The 24,120-nt window shown below is 63.3% G+C and carries 21 protein-coding genes and 1 pseudogene; 9 read left to right on the top strand and 13 right to left on the bottom strand.

Going from position 1 to position 24,120, the window contains the following annotated elements; all coding sequences use genetic code 11:
• Positions 1–181: 181 nt before the first annotated feature.
• Positions 182–538, top strand: a pseudogene (locus tag TZ03_RS22715) (OprD family outer membrane porin); the annotation flags it as partial.
• Positions 539–689: 151 nt separating this feature from the next.
• On the opposite strand, the gene TZ03_RS22720 reads toward TZ03_RS22715, so the two are convergent.
• From TZ03_RS22720 to TZ03_RS22735, 4 genes are all read right to left on the bottom strand, one after another.
• Positions 690–1,631, bottom strand: a complete 942-nt coding sequence (locus TZ03_RS22720) for a LysR family transcriptional regulator (protein WP_051100563.1) — start codon at positions 1,629–1,631, stop codon at positions 690–692.
• A gap of 95 nt (positions 1,632–1,726) precedes the next feature.
• On the bottom strand, positions 1,727–3,250 hold the full coding sequence (locus TZ03_RS22725) for a tripartite tricarboxylate transporter permease (protein WP_051100565.1): 1,524 nt from the start codon (positions 3,248–3,250) through the stop codon (positions 1,727–1,729).
• Entirely contained in the window at positions 3,247–3,777 is a 531-nt protein-coding gene (locus TZ03_RS22730) for a tripartite tricarboxylate transporter TctB family protein (RefSeq protein ID WP_051100568.1), read from the bottom strand. The genes TZ03_RS22725 and TZ03_RS22730 overlap by 4 nt, the downstream gene beginning before the upstream one ends.
• Positions 3,778–3,797: 20 nt before the next feature.
• Positions 3,798–4,811 (bottom strand): tripartite tricarboxylate transporter substrate binding protein, encoded by a 1,014-nt coding sequence (locus tag TZ03_RS22735; RefSeq protein ID WP_051100570.1) that lies wholly within the window; start codon positions 4,809–4,811, stop codon positions 3,798–3,800.
• Positions 4,812–5,040: 229 nt separating this feature from the next.
• Between TZ03_RS22735 and TZ03_RS22740 the strand changes: the two genes are divergently transcribed.
• The 8 genes from TZ03_RS22740 (at position 5,041) to TZ03_RS22775 (ending at position 13,915) form a co-directional block, all read left to right on the top strand.
• On the top strand, positions 5,041–6,366 hold the full coding sequence (locus TZ03_RS22740; RefSeq protein WP_051100572.1) for an MFS transporter: 1,326 nt from the start codon (positions 5,041–5,043) through the stop codon (positions 6,364–6,366).
• On the top strand, positions 6,359–7,318 hold the full coding sequence (locus TZ03_RS22745; protein ID WP_051100574.1) for an amidohydrolase family protein: 960 nt from the start codon (positions 6,359–6,361) through the stop codon (positions 7,316–7,318). The genes TZ03_RS22740 and TZ03_RS22745 overlap by 8 nt, the downstream gene beginning before the upstream one ends.
• A complete protein-coding gene (locus TZ03_RS22750) occupies positions 7,315–8,328 on the top strand; it encodes a 4-hydroxythreonine-4-phosphate dehydrogenase PdxA (RefSeq protein WP_051100576.1) in 1,014 nt (337 codons plus the stop codon). Before TZ03_RS22745 ends, TZ03_RS22750 begins: the two co-directional genes overlap by 4 nt.
• A gap of 104 nt (positions 8,329–8,432) precedes the next feature.
• On the top strand, positions 8,433–9,683 hold the full coding sequence (locus TZ03_RS22755; protein ID WP_051100578.1) for an OprD family porin: 1,251 nt from the start codon (positions 8,433–8,435) through the stop codon (positions 9,681–9,683).
• Between the two features lie 201 nt (positions 9,684–9,884).
• On the top strand, positions 9,885–10,067 hold the full coding sequence (locus TZ03_RS22760; protein ID WP_051100580.1) for a hypothetical protein: 183 nt from the start codon (positions 9,885–9,887) through the stop codon (positions 10,065–10,067).
• 31 nt (positions 10,068–10,098) lie between these two features.
• Positions 10,099–11,274: an L-lyxonate dehydratase gene (locus TZ03_RS22765; RefSeq protein ID WP_051100582.1), complete on the top strand. Its 1,176-nt coding sequence runs from the start codon at positions 10,099–10,101 to the stop codon at positions 11,272–11,274.
• Positions 11,275–11,327: 53 nt separating this feature from the next.
• Positions 11,328–12,317, top strand: a complete 990-nt coding sequence (gene araD1, locus TZ03_RS22770; protein WP_051100638.1) for an AraD1 family protein — start codon at positions 11,328–11,330, stop codon at positions 12,315–12,317.
• A 29-nt stretch (positions 12,318–12,346) separates the two neighbouring features.
• Positions 12,347–13,915 carry an aldehyde dehydrogenase (NADP(+)) gene (locus TZ03_RS22775; protein WP_051100584.1) on the top strand — a complete coding sequence of 523 codons (1,569 nt, stop codon included), beginning with the start codon at positions 12,347–12,349 and terminating at the stop codon, positions 13,913–13,915.
• 457 nt (positions 13,916–14,372) lie between these two features.
• Here the strand turns inward: TZ03_RS22775 and TZ03_RS22780 are convergent, their stop codons facing one another.
• From TZ03_RS22780 to TZ03_RS22820, 9 genes are all read right to left on the bottom strand, one after another.
• Positions 14,373–15,584, bottom strand: a complete 1,212-nt coding sequence (locus TZ03_RS22780) for an OprD family porin (protein WP_053388454.1) — start codon at positions 15,582–15,584, stop codon at positions 14,373–14,375.
• 253 nt (positions 15,585–15,837) lie between these two features.
• Positions 15,838–16,218 (bottom strand): RidA family protein, encoded by a 381-nt coding sequence (locus TZ03_RS22785; protein WP_051100586.1) that lies wholly within the window; start codon positions 16,216–16,218, stop codon positions 15,838–15,840.
• A gap of 30 nt (positions 16,219–16,248) precedes the next feature.
• On the bottom strand, positions 16,249–17,700 hold the full coding sequence (locus TZ03_RS22790) for an NAD-dependent succinate-semialdehyde dehydrogenase (protein WP_051100588.1): 1,452 nt from the start codon (positions 17,698–17,700) through the stop codon (positions 16,249–16,251).
• On the bottom strand, positions 17,700–19,082 hold the full coding sequence (locus TZ03_RS22795; RefSeq protein WP_152645520.1) for an aspartate aminotransferase family protein: 1,383 nt from the start codon (positions 19,080–19,082) through the stop codon (positions 17,700–17,702). Before TZ03_RS22795 ends, TZ03_RS22790 begins: the two co-directional genes overlap by 1 nt.
• 54 nt (positions 19,083–19,136) lie before the next feature.
• Positions 19,137–20,198 (bottom strand): ABC transporter ATP-binding protein, encoded by a 1,062-nt coding sequence (locus TZ03_RS22800; protein ID WP_051100592.1) that lies wholly within the window; start codon positions 20,196–20,198, stop codon positions 19,137–19,139.
• A 20-nt stretch (positions 20,199–20,218) separates the two neighbouring features.
• Positions 20,219–21,019, bottom strand: a complete 801-nt coding sequence (locus tag TZ03_RS22805; protein ID WP_082056690.1) for an ABC transporter permease — start codon at positions 21,017–21,019, stop codon at positions 20,219–20,221.
• 2 nt (positions 21,020–21,021) lie between these two features.
• Entirely contained in the window at positions 21,022–21,930 is a 909-nt protein-coding gene (locus TZ03_RS22810) for an ABC transporter permease (protein WP_082056691.1), read from the bottom strand.
• A 73-nt stretch (positions 21,931–22,003) separates the two neighbouring features.
• Positions 22,004–23,086 carry an extracellular solute-binding protein gene (locus tag TZ03_RS22815; RefSeq protein WP_051100598.1) on the bottom strand — a complete coding sequence of 361 codons (1,083 nt, stop codon included), beginning with the start codon at positions 23,084–23,086 and terminating at the stop codon, positions 22,004–22,006.
• A 51-nt stretch (positions 23,087–23,137) separates the two neighbouring features.
• The gene (locus TZ03_RS22820; RefSeq protein WP_051100600.1) at positions 23,138–24,103 is read right to left on the bottom strand and encodes a membrane dipeptidase; all 966 of its coding nucleotides are present in this window, start codon (positions 24,101–24,103) and stop codon (positions 23,138–23,140) included.
• Between the last annotated feature and the right edge of the window lie 17 nt (positions 24,104–24,120).

Raw genomic sequence — 24,120 nt, forward strand, 5'->3', positions numbered from 1 at the left:
AACGGCCAGCCTACAGTCCGGCCGAATGGACCAGTCATGCACAAAAACAACAATATCCTGCCTGTCGCCTCACTGCTGTGCTTCACCCTCCCGGCCCACGCCGAAGGTTTCCTGGAGGACGGCCAGGCCTCCCTGAAGGCTCAGAACTTCTACCTCAACCGCGACTTCCGCGAAGACGCCGGCATCTCCAAGCCTGATCGGCACCGATGCCTATCTGACCAACTACATGATGGCCGCCGACTTCATGGAAACCGGAGAGCGCACCTGGCAGCTGCGCTATGCCTACGACTTTGTCGCCTTGGGTATTCCTGGGCTGACGTTCTCGAACCGCTATAACCATGCCGATCATGCCAACCCGGCGACGTTCGGCGGGGAGGGGCGCGAGTGGGAGCGCGACACGGACCTTGGCTACACCTTCCAGTCCGGGCCACTGAAGAACCTCAACGTGTTGTGGCGCAATGCGGCCCTGCGTTCCAACTACCAACGCGATATCGATGAGAACCGGCTGATCGTGAGTTACACCCTGCCATTGTTCTGAGTTTACCGAGGTCACGTACGAGGAATGACTGCCAGTGATTGGCGGTATGGCCGGCAAAGTATTATTGCCGGCCTTTTTTCGCCTGGGCCCTGAGGCCTCCGCGCTTCGGACTGAATCTCCATCTGACGCGACAGGCTGTTCGACCTGCTGATCAATGGGCATGCTTTTGTTGTTCGCGCACTGCTGCCATAAAGGTTTGCATCGCTGAGGAGTGGACCCTGTTGCGTCGGGTGATCAGCCCATAGGGCGGTAGTCGAGGTTCCAACAGGATTGGCAGGACCGCGAGTAGGTGGCGTCCGGGATAGTCTTCGATCACTGAACGCGGCGTGATACCGATCATGTCGGTCTGCTGCAGCAGTGACAACAGGGTCATGATTGAAGTGGTCTCTACAATGCTGTTAGGCAGGTCAATGCGGGCATTGTGAAACGCTTGATTGATGATGTTACGCATAGGGCTGGGCTGCTGTTGCAATATCCAGGTCATCTCCTGCAGCTCAGTCCAGGCAATTTTTTTCGCTTGGGCCAGAGGGTGCTGGGCGCCGGTGATCACGCATAGCTCCTCTTCTCCCAGGCTGTCGAACTGCAGGTCGTCGGTGCGCGCATTGCTGGGGATGCGGCCGAGCACCACGTCAAGCTGGTCCTGCTGCAGCGCCTGCACCAGCACGTCGCTGGTATCGACCTGCAGACTCATCGACAGGCGCGGATGGCTTTGCTTGAGGGTGGCGATGGTGCGCGTTAGCAGCCCTGAGGCCAGGGCCGGAATGGCGCCGATGGTAACCCGGCCGAGGTTGCCGGACTCGAGGGCGACCATCTCTTCGCGCATGCCGGACAACTCGGCGAAGATCATTCGTGCGTAGTAGATCAGCGTCTCGCCGAACGGCGTGGCACGCATGCCGCGGGCCAGGCGCTCGAACAGCTCGACGCCGAGCAGGTCCTCGGCCTCGTGCAGCATCTTGGTCGCGGCAGGCTGGGTCATGCCGATCTCCTCGGCTGCCCGGCGCAGCGAGCCCAGTTCGTCCAGAGCCAGCATCAGGCGCAGTTGCCGCAAGCGCAGGCGGCTGTGGATGATGTTGGCGTCGGGGATGCGGGACATGGTCTGGCTCGTGGTCATAGAGGTGGCCAAGATTGACAAGAAATGGACGAGGACGCCAGCAGCGGGGCAGGTAGCGCCCCCGCTGCTGGCCCATTTCAGGCGGTACGGCGTGCCAGGTGGCGGCCGACGCTGGCACGCAGCCCGGCGATGGCCCTGGCCAGCAACGGCCAGCACAGCATCACCAGTGCCGCGCCGGTCAGGCTGCCGACCAGCGGGTTGGACCAGAAGATCGACAGTTGCCCGTCGGAAAACAGCATCGACTGGCGGAAGGCGTCTTCGGCCTTGTCACCCAATACGGCGGCCAGTACCAGCGGTGCGATCGGGTAACCGAGCTTCTTGAACAGGTAGCCCAAGGCGCCGAACACCAGCATCAGGCCCACGTCGGTCATCGAGTTGTGCACCGAGTAGGCGCCGATGGCGCAGACCATGATGATGATCGGCGCGATGATCGAGAACGGGATACGCAGGATCGAGGCGAACAGCGGCACTGTCGCCAGCACCACGATCAGGCTGACGACGTTGCCCAGGTACATGCTAGCGATCAGCCCCCAGACGAAATCGTGCTGCTCGACGAACAGCGTCGGCCCTGGGTGCAGGCCCCAGATCATCAAGCCGCCGAGCATCACCGCCGCGGTCGCCGAACCCGGGATGCCCAGCGTCAGCATCGGCAGCAAGGCACTGGTGCCGGCGCTGTGGTCGGCGGTTTCCGGAGCGATCACACCTTCCACTTCGCCATTGCCGAAGCGCTCGCGGTTCTTCGAGAACCGCCGCGCCAGGCTGTAGCTCATGAACGACGCCGCGGTCGGGCCGCCGGGGGTGACGCCCATCCAGCAGCCGACCAGGGCACTGCGCAGCCAGGTCAGCCAGTAGCGCGGCAGCTTGGCCCAGGTGCGTAGGATCACCATCGGCGTGATGCGCGCCCGCTCTCCACGGAACACCAGGCCTTCCTCCACCGTGCAGAGAATTTCGCCGATGCCGAACAGGCCGATGACAGCAACCTCGAAGCTCAAGCCGGACAGCAGCCAGGGCTGGTCGAAGGTCAGGCGCAGCTCACCGGACACCGTGTCCATGCCGACCGCGGCCATGCCAAAGCCGATCATCATCGCTACCACGGTCTTCAATGGAGGGTTCTTGCTCAGGCCGATGAAGGTGCAGAACGCCAGCAGGTAGACTGCGAAGAACTCCGGCGAGCTGAACGCCATGGCGAAGCTGGCGATATGCGTGGACAGGAAGGTCAGCAATAGTACGCCGACCAGAGCACCGAGCAGCGCCGAGGTGAACGCGGCCGTTAGCGCTTCGCCGGCCTGGCCGTTGCGCGCCATCGGGTAGCCGTCGAAGGTGGTCGCCACCGAGGATGGCTCACCCGGGATGTTGAACAGGATCGAAGTGATCGAACCGCCGAACAACGCCCCCCAGTACATGCACGACAGCAGGATGATCGCCGACACCGGCTCCATGGTGAAGGTCAGCGGCAGCAGCAGGGCCACGCCGTTCGGTGCACCCAACCCCGGCAGCACGCCGACCAAGATGCCCAGCAGCACGCCGACCACCATCAGCCCGAGGTGATGGGCGGTGAGAATCAGGCTCATGCCCTGCATCAACGAATCAATTTCGCTCATGGCCGCAGCCCTCCCAGGTAGGTTGCCAGCTCACCCAGCACACCGGTCTCCAGCGGCACCTTGAACCACACGGCAAAGATGAGGTAGCTGGCCAATGCCGCGCCGCAGGCGACCAGGGCGATGGTCAGGCGGCCATGGCCCTGGCCAGCCTTGCGCGCGCGCCACATGAACCAGGCGATGAACAGCACTGAGGCCAGGTAGATGCCGGCGAACGGCATGGCGGCGACATAGGCGGCGATCGGCAGGAACACCGCCAGTACCTGGCGGAACGCCTGACGGCCGACGAATATCTCAGCCATGGCTTGCCGGCGCAGCAGCGCCAGCAACAGGTTGCCCAGGCTGGCGCAGCTCAGCAGCAGGCCGATGTAGAAGGGGAAGTAGCCAGCTTCAGGGCCGGTATCGCCCCAGCCGATGCCGATGGCCAGGCTGCCGTGCATGACGATGCCACCTAGCGCGGCGGTGAACAGCGCCAGACCAATCTCCACCCATCGGGTGGTGACCAGCGGCTTATCCGCAGTCGTGTTCATGATGCTCTCCCTCGCGCCGTTCACTGGCGCAGCCAGCCGGCATCCTTGAACAGCGGGATGACCCGCGCACGGTCCTGCTCGATGTAGCTCACCAGCGCCGGGCCTTCGAGGAAGGTCGGGGCCAGCGCCGAACGCTCGACATAGGCCTTGAACTCGGGGGTCTGGCTGACCTTGCGCAGCAGTTCGACGTAGAAGCCACGTTGCTCGTCGTTGACGCCGCCAGGCAGGAACACCGTGCGCGGGAAGCGGTACTGGTCTATGCCCAGGCCCTGCTCATGGCAGGTGGGGATATCGGCCCAGGCCTGTTCGGCGGTGACTTTCTCTTGGTAGATCATGCGCTCACGGCTGAACACACACAGCGGCCGGACCTGGCCTGCGCGCCATTGGCTGAGGCTTTCGGCGGGGTTGTTGAGGTTGGCGGCGATGTGCTTGCCGGCCAGCTGGATCGAGGCTTCGCTACCGCTCTTGAACGGGATGTAGGTGAGCTTGCTGCCGACCTGTTGGCCGATCATCAAGGCCAGGGTCTGGTCGACATCCTTGGACTGGCTGCCGCCGAAACGCAGCTTGTTGCTGCCGTCGGCCAGTGTGCCCTTGAACGCGGTCGCGTCGGCCCAAGGGGCGTCCTGGTAAGTCCAGAGGATGAAGTCGTCTTCGGCGACCGCTGCCACCGGGGTCAGGTCGGTCCACTGGTAACCGAGCTTGGCCACCAGTGGCAACAGGTAGACGTTGTTGGTGCCGATCACCAGCTTGTGCGCGTCGCCCTGGGCCAGCTTCATGTCAAGGAAGGCTTCGGCACCGTTGCCGCCACCCTTGTTCAGGACCACAGTGTTGACGTCTAGCAGGTGGTGCTGGCTGATCGCCGATTGAATCAGCCTGGCCAACTGGTCGGTACCACCGCCGGGGCCACCGGCGACAACGATCTCCACGTTCTTCTCGGGTTTCCAGGCCTCGGCGAGGGCGGGCAGGGCACTGGCGCAGAACAGACTGCAGCCGGCCAGGAACGACGACAGGTGACGCGCGTAGGCATATCGCATGGGGGTGACCTCTTTGTTGTCTTTGTTATGGGTCAACGGAGTGTGCGAAGGGTGGCGATAAGCGTCTACTCAAAATTCCCTATACATCGATAGCCCAGGGTTATACCTGAGCGATAACCACAGGAAATGGCTCTATGAGTAGTTTTGATTAGACGGTTATCGTTGCCGTATCCATAGTTGCCGAGCTGGAATCACCGAATCACAACAATAACAAACAGAGGTACCTCCCATGGCTCAGGCACAATCTGCCGTGCTTAACGCCGGGCATTCGGCCGAAAAGGCCACCGCCCTGAAAGCCAGCAACGTTCGCTGGCGCATCTTCGCCATCATCTTTGCGCTCACGGTGATCAACCTGATCGACCGTGTCTCCCTTTCCATCGCCATGCCCACCATCGCAGCCGAGTTCGAGCTGACGCCAAGCATGCAGGGGCTGATCCTGAGTAGCTTCTTCTGGGCCTATGCCTTGCTGCAGATCCCCGGCGGCTGGCTAATTGACCGCTACGGACCGCGTAGGGTGATCGGCTGGTCGACTGGACTATGGGGCACCTTCCAGACCCTGGCGGCCTTCGCCACTGGTGGCCTGTCATTGATGTTCGCCCGGGTCGCGCTAGGCGCTGCCGAGGCGCCACTGTTCCCGTCGGGCGGCAAGCTCAATTCGCTGTGGCTCGGTGCCAACGAGCGCAGCCGCGGGGCGGTGCTGATGGACTGCGGTGGCCCGTTGGGCGCTGCCTTGGGCGGGCTGATCATCGCTTACCTGATCGCCGTGCTCGGCTCCTGGCGCATCGCCTTCTTCGTCGCAGGCATCGCGACCTTGGCCATGGCCTGGCTGGCCTGGCACTACCTGCGCGACAACCCCGCCGAACACCCCGCGGTCAACCAGGCCGAGCTGGACAAGATCAACCAGGGGTGTGCCGTGCCGCTGGCCGACATCGCACGGCAAGGCACCAAGGGGCTGGGCATTGCCGCGCGGTCGCTGGCGGGCATCCTGCTCGGCCGCGCCAGTTGGGCCATGGTGTTCTTCGGCCTGCTGACCTGGGGGCCGAGCTACCTGGCCCACGCTCGCGGCTTCGATATCAAGGGCATCGGCGCTGCCACGTTCATCATCTTCCTGTGTGGTGCGCTGGGTTCGCTGGTCGGTGGTTTCCTGTGCGACCTGCTGATTCGCAAGGGCGTGCGCCGTGGCCTTGCTGCCAAGGGCCTGCTGACCTTGTCCGGCCTGGTGGCACTGTGCGCCTTCCTGTTGCTGCCAGGCCTGAGCGACGCCTACGCTGCCGTCGCGCTCCTGTCGCTGACCGCCTTCTTCCTGATGTGGGGCAGCCTGTACTGGAGCTTCCCGGCGCTGCTCGCCGCACCGTCGCGGGTCGGTCTGATCGGCGGCGTGATGAACTTGGCCGGCAGCCTGGGCGGCATTGTCGTGCCGATCCTGGTGGGCGTGCTGCTGCAGCACCTGGGGGGTTACCCGGCAGTGCTCGGCTTCTTTGCCCTGTGCTCGGCGCTGTTCATCGTCGGCACCCTGTTGATTTCGCTGGACAAGACCGAGGTGAACCATGGCTGAGCTGTACGACGGGCCGATCGTCGATGCCCATCATCATTTCTGGGACCCTGCCAACAACCCCCATCCGTGGCTGTCGGGCAATGAGAACATCCCGTTCCGTTACGGTGACTACAGCGCCATCAAGCGCCGTTATTTCCCCCAGGACTATTTTGCCGATGCCGGCACGCATAAGGTGGTCGAGACGGTGTATGTGGAAACCGAATGGGACCCACGCGACCCGATTGGCGAAACCCGCTTCATCCACACCCTGGCCGCGCGCTATGGCGCGCCCAACGCGGTGGTCGCCCAGGCCTGGCTGCACGCCACCGATGCCGCCGACGTTATCGCTGCCCAGGCAAGCTTCGAGCGGGTGCGTAGTGTTCGCCACAAGCCTGGTGGGCCGGCGCACCCCGGCGAAGTGGGGCGCTCGCGTACCTTGATGAGCGATGAGCAATGGCGCCGGGGCTATGCCGAACTGGGGCGCCACGACCTGCACTTCGACTTGCAGACGCCGTGGTGGAACCTCGCTGAAGCCGCACAGCTGGCCCGCGACTTTCCCGACACCCTGCTGATTCTCAACCACGCCGGGCTGCCTTCGGACCGCAGCTGGCAGGGCCTGGCCAACTGGCAGGAGGCCATGGCGCGCTTCGCCGAGTGCGCCAACGTCGTGGTGAAGATATCTGGCATCGGCGTAGCTGGCACGCCATGGCGCGCGGAGGACAACGCCTGGATCGTACGCCAGGTGATCGAACTGTTCGGCAGCGAACGGGCGATGTTCGCCAGCAACTTTCCGGTCGATGGCCTGTGCGGCAGCTTCGATGACATTTATGGCGGTTTCAAGCGCATCGTCGCCGACCTGCCGCGCGCGGCCCAGGAACAGCTTTTCTACCGCAATGCACGGCGCATCTACCGCACCGTGCCCGACACCTTGCGCCACGCCCAGGCGTCGGCTGACATGAGGACACCCGCATGAGCAAACAACCCCTCCCGCGCCTGGCCATGGTGCTGGGTGACCCGGCCGGTATCGGTCCTGAGCTGATCGCCCGCCTGCTGGCCGAGCCCGAGGTACGCAGCAAGGCGCATGTGGTACTGATCGCCGACGAGCAGGAGCTGCGCCGTGGCATGCAGATTGCCGGGTGCGAATTTCCCTATCGGCGTATCGACGCGCTGGCGTCATTGGACTTCAGCGACGATACGCCGGTGCTGTTCGGCTATCATGGTGACGCCCAGGGTTCCTTCCCACGCAGCGAGGCCAGCGTGGTCGGCGGGCGCTACAGTCTGGACACGCTGGCGGTGGCGCTGGAGCTGACCCAGGCGGGCAAGACCGACGCCATCCTGTTCGGCCCCTTGAACAAAACCTCGCTGCACATGGCCGGGATGGGTCACAGCGATGAACTGCACTGGTTTGCCGAGCGCCTGAATTTCGCCGGGCCGTTCTGTGAGTTCAACGTGCTCGATGCATTGTGGACCTCACGGGTGACCTCGCACGTGGCCCTGGCCGAGGTGCCGGGCCTGCTCAGCCAGCAGCGAGTGCTCGAGGCCATCGGCCTGATCGATACCGCGCTCAAACGCAGCGGCCTTGAGCGACCACGCATCGGTGTCTGCGGCCTGAACCCCCACAACGGCGACAACGGCAGCTTCGGCCGCGAAGAGCTGGACATCATCGGCCCGGCCGTACAGCGGGCACGGGAGCAAGGCATCGATGCCGATGGCCCGTATCCGGGCGACACCATCTTCCTCAAGGTACAGGGCGATGCCCAGGCCTTCGACGCGGTGGTGACCATGTATCACGACCAAGGCCAGATCGCCATCAAGCTGATGGGCTTCTCCCGTGGCGTGACCGTACAGGGTGGCCTGCCTATCCCCATCACCACCCCGGCCCACGGTACTGCCTTCGACATCGCAGGCCTCGGCAAGGCCAATGTCGGTGCCACCCGACAGGCGTTCGAGATTGCCTGCCGCATGGGGCGCAACGCCCGCTGAGTGCTCGGCAGCCCCGTTCGGGGTTGCCTCGTTCTGACCTCATCCCGTGCCTGGAGCCTGTTGGCTCCACGGCTGGCTTCACCTTGGAAAAAGGAAAAACAACAATGACAAAAGCCTTTCCTCACCTGCGTAGTGCCGGTGCACTCGCCCCGTGTTTGTTGGCAAGCCTGGCCCAGAACGCCCATGCCGAGGGTTTCGTCGATGACGCCAGCGTCACCCTGGGCCTGCGCAACCTGTACTTCAACCGCGACTTTCGCCAACCAGGTGCGGCGCAGTCCAGGCAGGAAGAATGGGCCCAGGGCTTTGTGCTGCAGGCCAACTCGGGCTACACCGCTGGGGTGCTGGGCGTGGGCATCGACCTGATCGGCCAGCTGGGGGTGAAGCTCGACAGCAGCCCGGCGCGCAGCGGCTCCGGGCTGTTGCCTCGGCACAGCGATGGCCGCGCGGCAGATGAGTTCTCGCGCCTTGGTCTCGCGCCCAAGCTGAAGTGGTCGAAAACCGAGCTCAAGGTCGGCGAGCTGATGCCTGAGCTGCCGATCCTGCTGCGCAATGATGGGCGCCTACTGCCGCAGACCTTCCAGGGCGGCATGCTCAGTTCCAGGGAAGTCGACGGCCTGAACCTGCAGGCCGGGCAGATGCGCTCGCTGAGCCAGCGCAACTCCACCAACCATGAAGACCTTTCGGTGGATGGCCGGGGCGGGGTGTTCGCCGATCGCTTCGACTACCTCGGTGGCGAATATCGCTTCAATGCCGAGCGCACCCAGGTCGGGCTGTGGCAGGCACGGCTGGAGGATGTCTACCAGCAGCGTTACTACAGCGTCAGCCACAAGCAGAAGGTAGGAGAGTGGACCCTGAGCGCCAATGCCGGGTTGTTCACCACTCGAGAGGACGGCAGCGCCAAGCTCGGTGACCTCGACAACCAGGCGTTGACCAGCTTCCTCAGCGCCAGACGCGGCGGGCACACCGTCGGCGCTGGCTACCAGCGCATGTATGGCGATAACGGGATGATCTACATCGCCGGTACCAGCACCCCGCTGGTCAACGACATACAGGTGCGCAACTTCACCACAGCGGGGGAACGCTCGTGGCAGGCGCGCTACGACTACGATTTCGTCGCTCTTGGCATCCCCGGATTGGCGCTGATGGCCCGTTATGTCAGCGGTGATCATGCCCAGGTGGCGGGCGGCGGTGACGGCCAGGCCTGGGAGCGCGACCTGGATATCACCTATGTGATTCAGGACGGGCCATTGAAGAACCTTGGCGTGCGCTGGCGCAACGCCGCGGTGCGTTCCAATCATGTGGCGGATGTGGACGAGAACCGACTGATCCTTAGCTACACGCTGAAGCTGCTCTGAGCGAGCAGGGGGCTGGATGACGGCCCCCTATAACCCCGTCGCTACCAACCAGGGAAAAGGTATTACCCCAGGCTATCGATGGATACGCATAAGTGATTATCCGCCTGGCCTGGGCCCCTCTACAGTCAGCCCAACACCAACAACAAGAAGCCCGCCCAGGCGCTACGCGGGGCGATCAAGGCAAAAACGGGGAATCCCTCCATGAGCGATCACACCAGCTCCCTGGTTTCGGCCATTTCCACCAGCCGCGCGCGGCTGTTCGCCGCCCCACGTGCCGGCATGTTCGCCCTGGCAGTGGTCGGCGTGCTAGGTGCCTGGCTGCTGTCCCGACTGAAAGCTTCCCGACCCACGCCAGCCCCGCTGGAACCTGCGCAGGCCGGCTGATCAACACACTCTAGTGAAAGGAACTTCAAGCATGAAAATCAAAGCTGTACGTACCCGCGTGTTCGAGTGGAAAGGCAAGGTGGTACCGCCCCAGGCGCACTTCTGCACCAACGCCAGCGACATCCTCTTCGAGCGTGGCGACGCCATGGGCTCGTTCCGTTTCCACGGCTGGCTGGTAGTGGAAATCGAAACCGACACCGGCATCGTCGGTATCGGCAACTGCGCCCTGGCACCGCGTGTGGCCAAGGAAATCATCGACCTGTACCTGGCACCGATCTGCATTGGCGAAGACCCGTTCGACAGCGAGTACATCTGGCAGAAGATGTACCGCCGCACCCATGCCTGGGGGCGCAAAGGTATCGGTATGGCGGCGATCTCGGCAATCGACCTGGCGATCTGGGACATCATGGGCAAGGCGGTGAACAAGCCGGTGTTCAAGTTACTGGGTGGGCGTACCAAGGAGAAGATCTGGACCTACGCCTCCAAGCTGTACGCCAACGATAACCTCGACCTGTTCCTCGAGGAGGCCCAGGGTTACCTCAACCAAGGCTTCACCGCTTTGAAGATGCGCTTCGGCTACGGCCCCAAGGATGGCCCAGCCGGCATGCGGCGCAACATCGAGCAGGTGCGTGCGCTGCGCGAGCTGGCCGGCCCCGATGTCGACATCATGCTCGAGTGCTACATGGGCTGGACGCTGGAATACGCCCGGCGGATGCTGCCGAAGCTGGCCGAGTTCGAGCCGCGCTGGCTGGAAGAGCCGGTGATCGCCGATGACATCGAAGGTTATATCGAGCTGAAGAAGATGGGCATCATGCCGATCTCCGGCGGTGAGCACGAGTTCACCGGGCATGGTTTCAAGGACCTGCTCGAGCGCCGCGCAGTGGACGTGATCCAGTATGACACCAACCGGGTCGGCGGCATCACCGCGGCGCGCAAGATCAATGCCATGGCCGAGGCCTGGTCGGTGCCGGTCATTCCGCACGCCGGGCAGATGCACAACTATCACCTGACCATGGCCAGTACCGCCTCGCCGATGGCCGAGTTCTTCCCGGTGTTCGACGTCGAGGTCGGCAACGAGCTGTTCTACTACGTGTTCAAGGGCGAGCCGCAACCGGTCAATGGCTACATCCAGCTGGATGACGACAAGCCGGGGCTGGGCCTGGAAATCTCCGAGGAATACCTCAAGGACTTCAACATCATCGAATGACCGAGCAGGGCGCCGCCCTGGGCGGGCGCCCGGCCTTGCAAGGAGAAGTAACGATGCGTCTGATTCAATTCGAAGATCAGGCTGGCCAACGTCGGGTCGGCGTGGTGGAGGGCGAGCAGGCCCTGGAAATCCGCGGCGGCAGCAGCACCCGCGAACTGGCCCTGCAGGCCATCGCCGCTGGCCGCGACCTGGCAAGCCAGGTACAGGTGGCGGGCTTGGGGGAAGGGCATGACTATCTGGCACTGTTGGCCGAGGGCCGGGTGCTACCGCCGCTTGACCATGAAGACCCGGCGCATTGCCTGGTCACCGGTACCGGGCTGACCCACCTGGGCAGCGCCGCCACCCGTGACAAGATGCACCAGCAGCAGGCCGAGGGTGCAGTCACCGACAGCATGCGCATGTTCCAGTGGGGCCTAGAGGGCGGGCGACCGCCAGCGGGCGAGGAGGGCGCGCAACCGGAGTGGTTCTACAAGGGCGATGGCGCCATCGTCGTACGCCCTGGGGCCGACCTGCCGCTGCCAGCCTTTGCCGAAGATGCTGGCGAGGAGCCAGAGCTGGTCGGGCTGTATGTGATCGGTGAATGCGGCACGCCGTTCCGTCTCGGCTATGCCCTGGGCAACGAGTTCTCCGACCATGTGATGGAGCGCCGCAACTACCTGTACCTGGCGCACTCCAAGCTGCGCGCCTGCAGCTTTGGCCCGGAACTGCGCCTGGGCGCGCTGCCAGCACACCTGGAAGGCCGCAGCCGCATCTTGCGTGATGGCCAGGAACTGTGGAGCAAGCCGTTCCTGTCCGGTGAGCAGAACATGTGCCACAGCTTCGAGAACCTCGAGTTCCACCACTTCAAGTACGCCCAGTTCCTGCGCCCGGGTGATGTCCACGTGCATTACTTCGGCACCGCTACGCTGTCGTTCGCCGACGGCATTCAGGCGCGCCCTGGCGACACCTTCGAGGTAAGCCTCGACGCCTTCGGCCGGCCGCTGCGTAACGGCATCGCCGCTGCCGAACAGGCGCTGCGCCCGGGCCTGGTGAAAAGCCTCTGAGCCTTCAATCGTTGTCACAGGAGTCAATCATGTCGGGAAGCAACTTCATCGGCGGCGCCCGCAGCGCCGCTGGCAGCGTGCGCCTGCAGAGCTTCGACGCGCGCAGCGGCGAGGCCCTGCCGGTGGTCTTCAGCCAGGCCACGCCTGACGAGGTGGATGCCGCCGCTCGCGCCGCCGAGCAGGCCTTTGCCAGGTACAACGGCCTGGTGCCGGAGCGCCGGGCGCAGTTTCTGGAGGCCATTGCCGAGGAACTGGATGCGCTGGGCGAGGCGTTCATCGAGACGGTTTGTCGGGAGACCGCACTGCCGGCCGTACGCATCCAAGGCGAACGCAGCCGCACCAGCAACCAGCTGCGCCTGTTCGCCCAGGTGCTGCGCCGCGGCGACTACCTGGGTGCGCGCATCGACCGTGCGCAGCCACAGCGCCAGCCACTGCCGCGCCCGGACCTGCGCCAGTACCGCACGGGCGTCGGTCCGGTGGCGGTGTTTGGCGCCAGCAACTTCCCGCTGGCCTTCTCCACGGCCGGTGGCGACACCGCCGCCGCACTGGCCGCCGGTTGCCCGGTGGTGGTCAAGGCCCACAGTGGCCACATGGCCACTGCCGAGTACGTGGGCGAGGCGATCCAGCGCGCCGCCGAGGCCAGCGGCATGCCGGCCGGCGTGTTCAACATGATCTACGGCGCTGGCGTGGGTGAAGCGCTGATTCGCCACCCAGCGATCCAGGCGGTCGGCTTCACCGGCTCGCTCAAAGGTGGTCGTGCCCTATGCGACCTGGCTGCCGCGCGTGCGCAGCCGATCCCGGTGTTCGCCGAGATGAGCAGCATCAACCCGGTACTGGTGCTGCCGGCTGCGCTGCAGGCAAGGGGCGAGCAGGTGGCCGCGGAGCTGGCGGCTTCGGTGGTACTGGGGTGTGGGCAGTTTTGTACCAACCCGGGCCTGGTCATCGGGATTGCCGGGCCAGCCTTCACGGCGTTCGTTAACGCGCTCGGCGCACGCATGGCAGACCAGCCGGGCCAGACCATGCTCAACGCCGGCACCTTGCGCAGCTACGTGAGTGGTGTGGAGCGCCTGCATCAGCATCCGGACGTACGTCACCTGGCGGGGGCAGAGCAGGGTGGTGACCAGGCCCATGCACAGCTATTCCAGGCCGATGTCAGCTTGCTGCTGGAGGGGGATGAGCTGTTGCAGGAAGAAGTCTTCGGCCCGACCACGGTGGTTGTCGAGGTGGCTGATGAAGCTGAACTACGCCGTGCGTTGGGAGGCTTGCATGGTCAGCTGACAGCGACGCTGATTGCTGAACCTGTGGATCTGGAACGCTTTGCCACGCTGGTACCGCTGCTCGAACGCAAGGCTGGCCGATTGTTGGTCAACGGTTATCCGACCGGGGTCGAGGTGAGTGATGCGATGGTGCATGGCGGGCCGTATCCCGCCACGTCCGATGCGCGGGGGACCTCTGTGGGCACGCTGGCCATCGATCGCTTTCTGCGGCCGGTGTGCTACCAGAATTATCCCGATGCGTTGCTGCCGGAGGCGCTGAAGGATGCTAACCCGCTGGGCATCATTCGTCTGATTGATGGTGTAGCGAGCAAGGACGCCTAGGCACGGGTTGTTGGGGGCCAGGATGTGGGGGGCTCTGCCGAAAAAAGTTAAGCAGCCAACGTGCGAGCAAGGCACATTAGAGGTGGTTGTTGCAGTCGTTGATACTGATGGAGACTCGTCATTTGATGAGCGCATGCAAGACGTCGTAAAGATAGTTCAGATGGCGGTGCCAGTGTCGAACGGTCAAGCAGATTCCGGTTTTAGTGCACCAATCGCGATTTAAGTGGAAAGCCCCCAAAACCCCGTATTTCCTAGTGTCCTGTCTCGGAAATACGTTCTCTTTTGGCGAGTGGCTTGGGCATTCGGCCAAGGCGCCGCGACGAGTCATGGCAGGGCTATGGCGAGGAGTGGCAACGCCGGCCGGGCGCCCAAGATGCCGCCAAAAGTGAACAGCTTATTTCCGAGACAAGACACTAGCTCTCGACCCTAGGCACCCATCGCCGTACCGTCAAGCGTCTCAGAATAGATTGAGCGGATAGTCGAGGATCAAGCGCATTTCATCCACGCTGTTGCCCAGCGCGCTTGAGCGGTGCGAAGCGTGACGGACCTGTACGGCAAGGTCCTTGGCCGGGCCCGATTGCACCACATAACGCAGGTTCACATTGCGCTCCCATTCCTTGCCATCGTCGACGCTGCCGGTGTCGATGTGTTGGCCGCGGATGTACAGCACCATGGCGTTCAGCCCAGGTAGGCCGAGTGCGGCGAAGTTGTAGTCATAGCGCGCCTGCCACGACGTTTCGTCCTTATCCATGAAGTCAGAGTACTGCACCGAGTTGGCCAGCCAGACTGCGCTGCCGCCGTCGACGCCGTAGACATAACCAGTTTCCCCGCTGCTTTTCTGGTAGGCGGTGGTCAGGGTGTGCGGGCCGTGTTTCCAGGCGGCCGAAGCGCTCCAGATGGTGTTGTCGACCGGGCCACTGAGTTCGCCACCCAGGCCCGTGGTGCGGTACAGGTTGAAGGCAAATTTCAGGCTGTCGGCTTCGCTCAAGGGGGCCGTCCAATTCAGGTCGGCGTAACGCTTCTCGAAATTGTCGGTGACGTGCGAGTAGTACAGGCCGGCATCGAGGTCGTCATTGAAATGGTAGCGGCCACCAACTAGGTTGGCGCGGGTCAGGTCGCGGCCGTCGTGGCGCGCGTTGAACTGCGAGCCCATGGCCGTGAAGCGACCGACGTCCAGGCTCAGACCAGGGATATCCTCGCTGTGGATCAGTGTGCCTTGGGCGGTTTCCGGCAGCAGCCGGCCCATCATGGTCGCCAGCACTGGCAGGGTGACGAACTGGTCGCCATATTTGAGTGTGGTCTGGCCCAGCTTAACCTTCACCGCCGCACCGGCTTCGGAGGTGCTGCCGCTGGCCGGCACGGTGGGCCAGCGGGCACGGCCGTCGCCGCCATCGAGCCTGACCCCGAGCAGCGCAAAGGCATCGACGCCCAGGCCGACCGGACCCTCGGTAAAGCCCGAGGCGTACTTGAAGATGAACCCCTGGCTGGTGTCTTCGGTATAGCTGGCGGGAGCACCGTGGTTACGGTAATCCTGGTTGAAGTACAGGGTACGGGCGAGCACGCTGGCGTGGCTGTCCTGCAGGAAGCCTGCAGGTTGTTCGCTGGCAATAGCGTGGTTCACACAATGCAGGCCGATCATGGCGATCAGCAGTTTCGGGGCATGTGGCATGTTGCTGCTCCTGGAATTTCAGCGGTGTTGCCGCGGCATGTGCTGCGGCTGTTGTTTTTGTTGTTGGCGCTAAAATCAGCACCGACACAGGTCGGCAGTCATGGCTTCGGTTGCCGTTGGCAACCCGGGTGGAGCCTCCTTCCTTCGGTGATCGCTCTTGTCTCAGGGGCGATTTGCGGGTGAGCGAACCCGCTCGACGGCCGCTGCGAACAGCGGGCCGAGTGGGATAAGGGAAATCAGGTGGTGCGGTGGATCAGTCGGGGAAGACTGCTTGGGCAACCAGTTCTATACGCACGCCAGGGGACAGCAGTTCCTTCACCACGACGGTGGCCCGGCAGGGGTAGGGTTCGCAGAAGAACTCGGCGTAGACCTTGTTCATGCCAGGCGAGTCGCTTCGCTCGGTGAGAAAAATCTGCATGTGGGCGACATTGGCCAGGCTGCCGCCTGCGGCCTGCATCGCCTGGCGCAGGTTGCTCAGGGCTTGGTGGGTTTGGCGCTCAATGTCGCCGTCGATGATCGCGCCGCTCTGCGGGTCCTTGGAAATATGCGCCGAATACACGATTCGACCGGCACGCACGGTGCCATTGAGCGGCGCCTTGGAACGGGCGATGCCGGTGTCGATGACTTGCAGCATGGATCACTCCTGAATGACTGGACGCTGGGGTCAGCGTGGTGTGTTTTCGTAATGGGTGACGAACTTGGTATTGACGTAGCCGGCGAAGGTCTCGCTGCCACCTTCGCTGCCGTAGCCGCTGTCCTTGACGCCCCCAAATGGCGTTTCCGGCAGGGCCAGGCCAAAGTGGTTGATGCTCACCATCCCGGCTGCCAGGGCCTGGGAAGCATGCTGGGCATGCGCCGAGGACCCGGTGAAGACGTAGGACGCCAAGCCGTAGGGAAGGGCGTTGGCGAGCTCAATGGCCTGGCTGAAATCGTCGAAAGGAGCGACTACGGCCAGCGGACCGAACGGCTCTTCGTGCAGCAGGCGGATGTGCGCGGGGGCATCGAAGACTACGGTGGGCGCGTAGAAGTTGCCCGTTTCCCCGATCCGCTCGCCGCCGCAGGCTATCTGCGCGCCTTGTTCGCGGGCATCGGCGACCAATGCCTGCATCGCTTGCACCCGGCGGCCATGGCAGAGCGGCCCCATGTCGACGTTGTCGTGCTCGCCGTTACCGAGGCGGGCGGCTTCGATGCGCGAGACGAAGTGTTGCAGGAAGCGATCGTGGGCTTCGCGCTGCACATAGAAGCGGCTGGGCGATACGCAAACCTGGCCGGCATTGCGCAGCTTGTTCATGGCCAAGGCATCGGCGGCGGCCTCGACATCGGCATCGGCGAACACCAGTACCGGGGCATGGCCACCCAGTTCCATGGTGCAGCGCTTCATGTGCTGGCCGGCGAGGGCGGCGATTTGCTTACCGACCGGGACGGAACCGGTGAACGATACCTTGCTCACCCGAGAATCGCTGATCAGGGTCTGGGAGATCCGTGCAGGCTCGCCCCACACCAGGTTCAGGCAACCGTCCGGCAAGCCGGCCTGCTGCAGCAGGCGACCAATGGCCATGACCGCAGAGGGGGTGTCTTCAGGGCCCTTGAGAATCACTGTACAACCGGCGCCCAGCGCCGCGCAGACCTTACGCAGGGCTTGGCTGAACGGGAAGTTCCAAGGGGTGAAAGCCGCGCACACGCCCACCGGTTCGAGCAGCACGCTTTGCTGCACGCGGTTGTCGCGGGCAGGAATGATGCGCCCGTAGAGGCGCCGGCATTCCTCGGCGTGCCATTCGGCGTGCTCGGCGGCGAAGCGCACTTCGCCCAGGGCCTCGGCCAGCGGTTTGCCCTGGTCCCGGGTGAGGTCCAGGGCGATGGCCGGCGCGTGCTGGCGAATCAACGCAGCGAATGCGCGCAGCACTTCCGAGCGGACCATCGGCGAACTGTTGCGCCAGTGCCGGAAGGCCCGCTCGGCACTGGCGATGGCATCTTCCAGGTCCTGCTCGGTGGCATGTGGCAAGCGGCCCAGCTCGGCACCGGTGGCAGGGTTAAACACCGCCTCGGTGATGCGCGGTTCACTGCGCCATTGGCCATCGATGAACAGCGCCAGGGAGGTATAGGCTTGGCTGTTCATCAGGCGTCCACCAAACCTTGCTCGCGGGCCCAAGCCAAGGTGTCGTCGAGGGCGCGCTCGATGCGCACGATCAGGTCGTCGATCTGTTCTTCGTCGATGATCAGTGCTGGGCACAGGCTCAGTGTGTCGCCCAGTCCACGGGTGATCACGCCGTGGGCCTGGGCGCGGCGGCCGGCGTAGGCGGCGGCGGACTGTTCGGGGGCGAATGTTTCGCGAGTCTGCTTGTTGCGCACGAATTCCAGCCCGGCTACCAGACCCACGCCACGCGCCTCGCCGATCAGCGGGTGTTCGCCCAGGCGGCGGATGCCGGCCTGGAAGCGTGGGGCCACACGGCGGACGTGACCGACGATGTCGCGCTCCTGATAGATCTTCTGTGCCTCTAAGGCGACGGCGGCGGCCACCGGATGGCCGCCGTAAGTGAAGCCATGGGAGAAGCTGCCAATCTTCTCGCTCTGGGCCTTGAGCGCCTGGTCGATCTTGTCGTTGACCAGCAGCGCCGAGATTGGCATGTAGGCCGCCGACAGTTGCTTGGCCAGGCTGATCATGTCCGGTTGCAGGTCGTAGGTCTGCCAACCGAACATGTTGCCGGTGCGGGCGAAGCCACAGATTACTTCGTCGACCACGAACAGGATGTCGTACTTGCGCAGCAGGGCTTGGACTTTGGCGAAGTAGCCTTGCGGCGGCAGAATTACGCCACCCGAGACCATCACCGGCTCGGCAAAGAACGCCGCGATGGTGTCGGCACCTTCATGCAGGATCAGCGCCTCCAAGTTGGCCACACAGCGGTCGACGAACGCCGCTTCGCTTTCGCCGGGGAGGCCGTAGCGGTAGTAGTGCGGGCAATCAGTGTGCAGGATGTTGGCAATCGGCAGGTCGAAGTCGCGGTGATTGTTGGGTAGGCCGGTCAGGCTGGCCGAAGCGACGGTGACGCCGTGATAGCCGCGCTGGCGGGCGATGATCTTTTTCTTTTGCGGCTGGCCGATCGCGTTGTGGTAGTACCAGATCAGTTTGACTGCGGTGTCGTTGGCCTCGGAGCCAGAGTTGGCGAAGAATACCTTGCTCATCGACGGCGGGGCCATGGCCAACAGGCGTTCGGCCAGCTCTATGCCAGGCTGCGTCGATTTGTGTGCGAACGCATGGTAGAAGGGCATACGCTGTAACTGTTCGAAGGCTGCCTGGGCCAGGCGCGGCTCGCTGAAGCCCAACGAGGCGCAGAACAGTCCGGCCAGGCCTTCGATGTAGCGGTTGCCCTGGTCATCGGTGACATAGATGCCGTCGCCACCGGTGATCACGTGCGGGCCTTGGCTCTGGTGCAGATGGTGGTTGGTGTAGGGGTGCAGCAGGTTGTCGATGTCGCGTTGCTGCAGGTCGTTGAGGCTCATGCTGTTCTCCATTCTAGATGGGCGGCGCACCGCTGTGCTGCCGCCGAAAAGTCGTCAGGCGTGCAGTGCCGGGATCACGTGGATGTCGTTAGCTTGCCAATGCAGCGGCAATTGCTGACCAGCTTCTAGGCCGCGTGCTTGCGGGCCCGGAATGCGCACCCGCAGGGGTTTGCCGCCGAGCTTGCCGATGGCGAGGACGCTGTCTCCGTAGTTGACCGCGGCCTCTACCTGAAGCGTGCCGTGGGCGGCGCCAGGCTCGGCGACCCGGATCATTTCCGGACGCAGCAGCAGATCGACGTTCTTGCCAGCCGGTAGGGCCAGGTCGCCGGCGTGGAGGTCACCCCAACCTTCGACCCGGTACTGACCATTGCCCAGACTGGTGGCGGCGAGCAGGTTGTTGTCGCCGACGAACGAGGCGACGAAGCGTGTCGCGGGCCTTAGGTACATCTCTTGCGGTGCGGCGATCTGTTCGATGCGGCCATGGTTGAACACGGCGATGCGGTCGGACATGGTCATCGCTTCGGTCTGGTCGTGGGTCACGTAGATCATGGTCACGCCCAGTTCCAGGTGAATGCGCTTGAGCTCCACCTGCATGTGCTCGCGCATGTTTTTGTCCAATGCGCCCAGGGGCTCGTCCAGCAGGATCAGGTCGGGCTCGAACACCAGCGCACGGGCCAGCGCGACCCGCTGCTGCTGGCCACCGGACAGCTCGGCGGGGCGTCGGCTGGCCAGTTGGCCCAGGCCGACCATCTCCAGGGCTGCACCGACCTTGCGGGCTTTTTCCGTTTTGCCGACGCCGCGCATGCGCAGGGCGAAGCCGACGTTGTCGGCCACGCTCATGTGCGGGAATAGCGCGTAGTTCTGGAATACCACCCCGATGTTGCGTGCATGGGGCGGCACTTGGTCGATGGCACGGCCATTCAGGCGAATGTCGCCACTGGTGGGTTGCTGGAAGCCGGCGATCATCATCAGCGTGGTTGTCTTGCCTGAGCCCGAAGGGCCTAGGAACGATACAAATTCACCGGGCTCGATCTGCAGCGACACGTTATCGACGGCCGGTTGCAAGTTGTCGTAGCGTTTGACGACGTTGTGCAGCGTAAGGGGATGAGCTGGCATGGCAATGTCTCCGTAGGCGGTCAGTGGGCAACCTGGGCAGGCAGGCTGCCGCGGCTAGCGCGCTTGGTCAGGCGGGTGGCCAGTGGTACGAGCATGCAGGCCAGAACCATGATGAACAGGAACGACGACGCGGCGGAAATCACCGGGTCCGCCTCCATGCGGAAGCTATTGAACATCTGCCGCGGCAAGGTGGCGGTGTCGCGGCCAGAGATGAACACGGCGATCACCGTCTCATCGAACGACTGGATGAACGAGAACAGCGCGGCCACCAGAATCGCTGGACGCAACACTGGGAATGTCACTAGCCTGAAGGTGGTCAGGGAGCGGGCACCGAGGCTGGATGCGGCGCGTTCGAGGTTGTTGTCGAAGCTCTTCAGTGCCGCAGTGATTATCAGCGTCGCCACCGGAATACCCAGGCAGGTATGGGCGATGATGATGCCGGTGAAGCTCTGGGTAAGGCCCAAGCTACCGAAGTACATGTAGTAACCCAGCGCCATGACGATCTGCGGCACGATCATCGGCAGCATCAGTAGCAGGTTGAATGCATTACGGCCGATGAAGTGATGGCGCACCAGCGCGAACGAGGCCGGGATCGCCAGCAGCAACGTCAGCACGACTGTGGCCACGCCGATGAGGAGGCTGTTGAACAGTGGTTGCATCCAGTTGATGTCGCTGAAGAAATGCTGGTAGTTGCCGAGCCAGTAGGCGCTAGGCGGAAACTGCAGCGAGGCGTTGGCGCTGAACGACATCGGCACCACGATCAGCAGCGGCACGGCGATGAACAGGGCGATCAGTACGGCGAGGAAGGTTAGGCTTCTCATCTTCATTTCCTCCACAGGCGATCAAGGCCGATAAAGCGGTGGTAGAGCCAGAACAGCGAGACCGTGACCACCAGTAGGATGACCGACATGGCCGAGGCGGCGCCGAAGTCGAGCACCTGTTCGATCTGGTCGCCGATCACGCCCGAGATCATTTGCTGGTTGGGACTGCCGAGCAAGACCGGCATCACGTAAAAGCCCAAGCAGGTGATGAACACCAAGGTGCAGCCGTTGACCACGCCGGGTAGGCTCAGTGGCAGGTAGATCGTGGTGAACGCACGCAGCGGATGGGCACCGAGACTCTGTGCGGCACGTACGTAGCGCGAGTCGATGCGTTTCATCACGGCATACATGGCCATCACCATGAACGGCACCATGGCGTGGGTCATGGCCACGGTGGCGCTGAACGAGGTGAACAGCATCTTCGGTGGTGGCGTCCAGCCCAGTGTTGCCAGCAGTTGGCTGAGCGGGCCCTGGCGGCCGAAGATCACCATCCAGGCGTAAGTGCGGACCAGGAAGCTGGTCCAGAAGCTCAGGGCAATGACCGCCAGTAACATGCCGCCCAGGCGACGTGCCGGGCCCGCAGCGAGGTAGGCAAGCGGGTAGCCTAGCAATACGCTGCAGACGGTGACGATGGCGGCAGTCTTGAAGGTTTCCAGCAATACCCCGAAGAAATGTCGGGAACTCAGCAGGTAGGTAAAGTTGCCCAGGCCAGCCTTGGGTTCGGTCACGCTCATCACCAGCACATAGCACAATGGCACGATGAAGAACGCCAACAGAAACAGGCCGGCGGGTAGATAGAGAAGGGCGGGGCTTTTGGCCCAGGCCTTGCCCACGCGGTAGCAAAGATTGCCACCGGGTGCTGCAGGTTTCGCGAGCGTGGCGTCTCGCTGCAAGCTCGTAGCGTCGTTCATGTTTGTATCCCGTACAGCAAATGGGTGAGCGCGCGGCCAGGCCTAACCCGGCCGCGCTGCCCAGGTCGTTCACTCAGCTGCTGATCCAGCGATCGAAGCGCGTCGCGATTTCGTCGAGTTGCGGCAACAGCTTGACGCCGTCCAGAACCACGGCCTTTTCCATGCGCTCGGGGCTGGTCGGTGTGATGGCCGCCGTCTTGGCGTCGATGTGCGCGAAAGCTTTCGGGTTCAGCGGGCCGGAGGCGTCGACCGCGCAGAAGCGCGCCATGCCCTCGGCGTTGTTGGCGATCGACTCGATCAGGCGCCAGGCATTGCGTGCACGCGGCGTGCCCTTGGCCACCACCCAACAGCTCTTGTCGATCAAGGCCTGATTCCAGACTACTTGCACCGGGTCCGGTGAGGTCTGTTGTACGTTGGTGGCGTAGTCATTCCAGATACCGATCATGTCGACCTCGGCATCACGTAGCAGCTGCTGTGACTGCGGGCCTTGGGTCCACCACACGCGGATAGCAGGCTTGATACGGTCCAGCGCGGCGAATGCACGGTCCAGGTCGTAAGGGAACAACTGCTCGGGTGGTACGCCGTCGGCGAGCAGGGCAAACGCCAGCACGCGCACGGGATAGCGCTGCAGGCTTCGGCTTCCGGGAAAGCGTTCCAGATCCCAGAAATCCTTCCAGCTATTTGGCTGGCCGCCAGGGAAGCTGTTCTGATGATAGGCGATGACGTTGGCGAAGGCGTGCGTGGCCACGCCATTGGCATACAGAGCGCCGGGCCACAGCGTGCTTTCGTCGATGTTGCCTGCGGCGGGTTCGATCAGGTTGGAAGCATTGGCTCTGGCGATTTCCGCCAGTCCCAGGGTAGTTACGTCAAACTCGTAGACACCGGTGCGGGCCTGGGTGGCCAACTTGGCAAAGGAAATCGGCGAAACTGTGCGGATCTGGATGCCGGTTTCCTGGGTAAACGGGTCGAAGAGAAATTCTTTCGCCGCCTTTTCCCAGTTGCCGCCCCAGGTGTTCACGTAAAGTACATCGTCGGCGGCTTTGGCCGAGCGCATGAGCGCTGGCATGCTTGCCAATGCAGTACCCGCCAGCGTCGCGCCGATAAAACTACGGCGCGAGAGCTCGAACGGGCTTTTACTCGAATCACGATCACTCATGGTTGTTTTCCTTATTGAGGAAGCGTCGTGGCAGATTGGAAAGCGGCCCTTTCAGCCAAACACTTCCTCATAAAGGCGAAGCCAGTTGCCACCGAGGATCTTTTCGGCCTCTTGAGCATTGAAACCTGCGCGCTGTAGGCCATCGGCGACCACGTTCAGCTGGCCGGCCTTGAGCAACCACTCCGGCTTGCGCGCTGGGCCAGGGCTGGCGGCGGATCCTGCGCCGTACTGCACGGTGCGAGTCCAGCGGCCTTTGCGCATCCAGTCGTAGTCGCGTGGCTGCATGTTGTGGCTGTAGTCGGTACCGATGCCGACATGGTCGATACCAATCAGGTCTACCGTGCGGGCGACCATCTCGCACCAGCCGTCCACCGTGGCGCAGGCGCTTTCGGGCGTAATATTTCGATAGGCGACACAGCCGATCACGCCGCCATTGGCGCGCAGGGCATGCAATACCTGGTCACTCTTGTTGCGCTTGTGGGCGAATAGCGAGGCGGCGTTAGCGTGGGTGATGGCTACCGGTTTCTGTGACCACTCGATGGCTTCGAGGGTGGTGCGATCCCCCACGTGGGACAGGTCGACGACCATCCCTACCCGGTTCATCTCGCGAATCACTTCGCGACCGAAGCGGGCCAGTCCACTGTCGACTTCCTCGTAGCAACTGCTCCCCAATTCGTTCTGGTTGTTGTACGTGAGCTGCACCACGCGCACGCCGAGATCCGCGAACAGCTCAACGAAGGCAATGCGGTTGTCGAACAGGTTGCTGTTCTGGTAGCCGAGCACCACGGCGATCCGGGCGCTACGTTCGGCTTCGCGGATGTCCTCGGCGCTATGAGCGATCAACATCAGATCGGCGCACTCGCGCGCCATATGGCGCCAATGACCGATGGCGTCCAGTGACTCGATGGCACCTTCCCAAAAGCCCAGCGTCGGGGTGACGCAGGTGTAGCCGCCGGCTTTGAGCTCTTCGAAAACTTGACGATCAAAATGGCCGCACTGCAAGGCATCGATAAGCATGAGGTTTTCCTCTTTAA

Origin of the sequence: Pseudomonas sp. 10-1B (assembly GCF_000935045.1) — a bacterium.
Taxonomy (GTDB): Bacteria; Pseudomonadota; Gammaproteobacteria; order Pseudomonadales; family Pseudomonadaceae; genus Aquipseudomonas.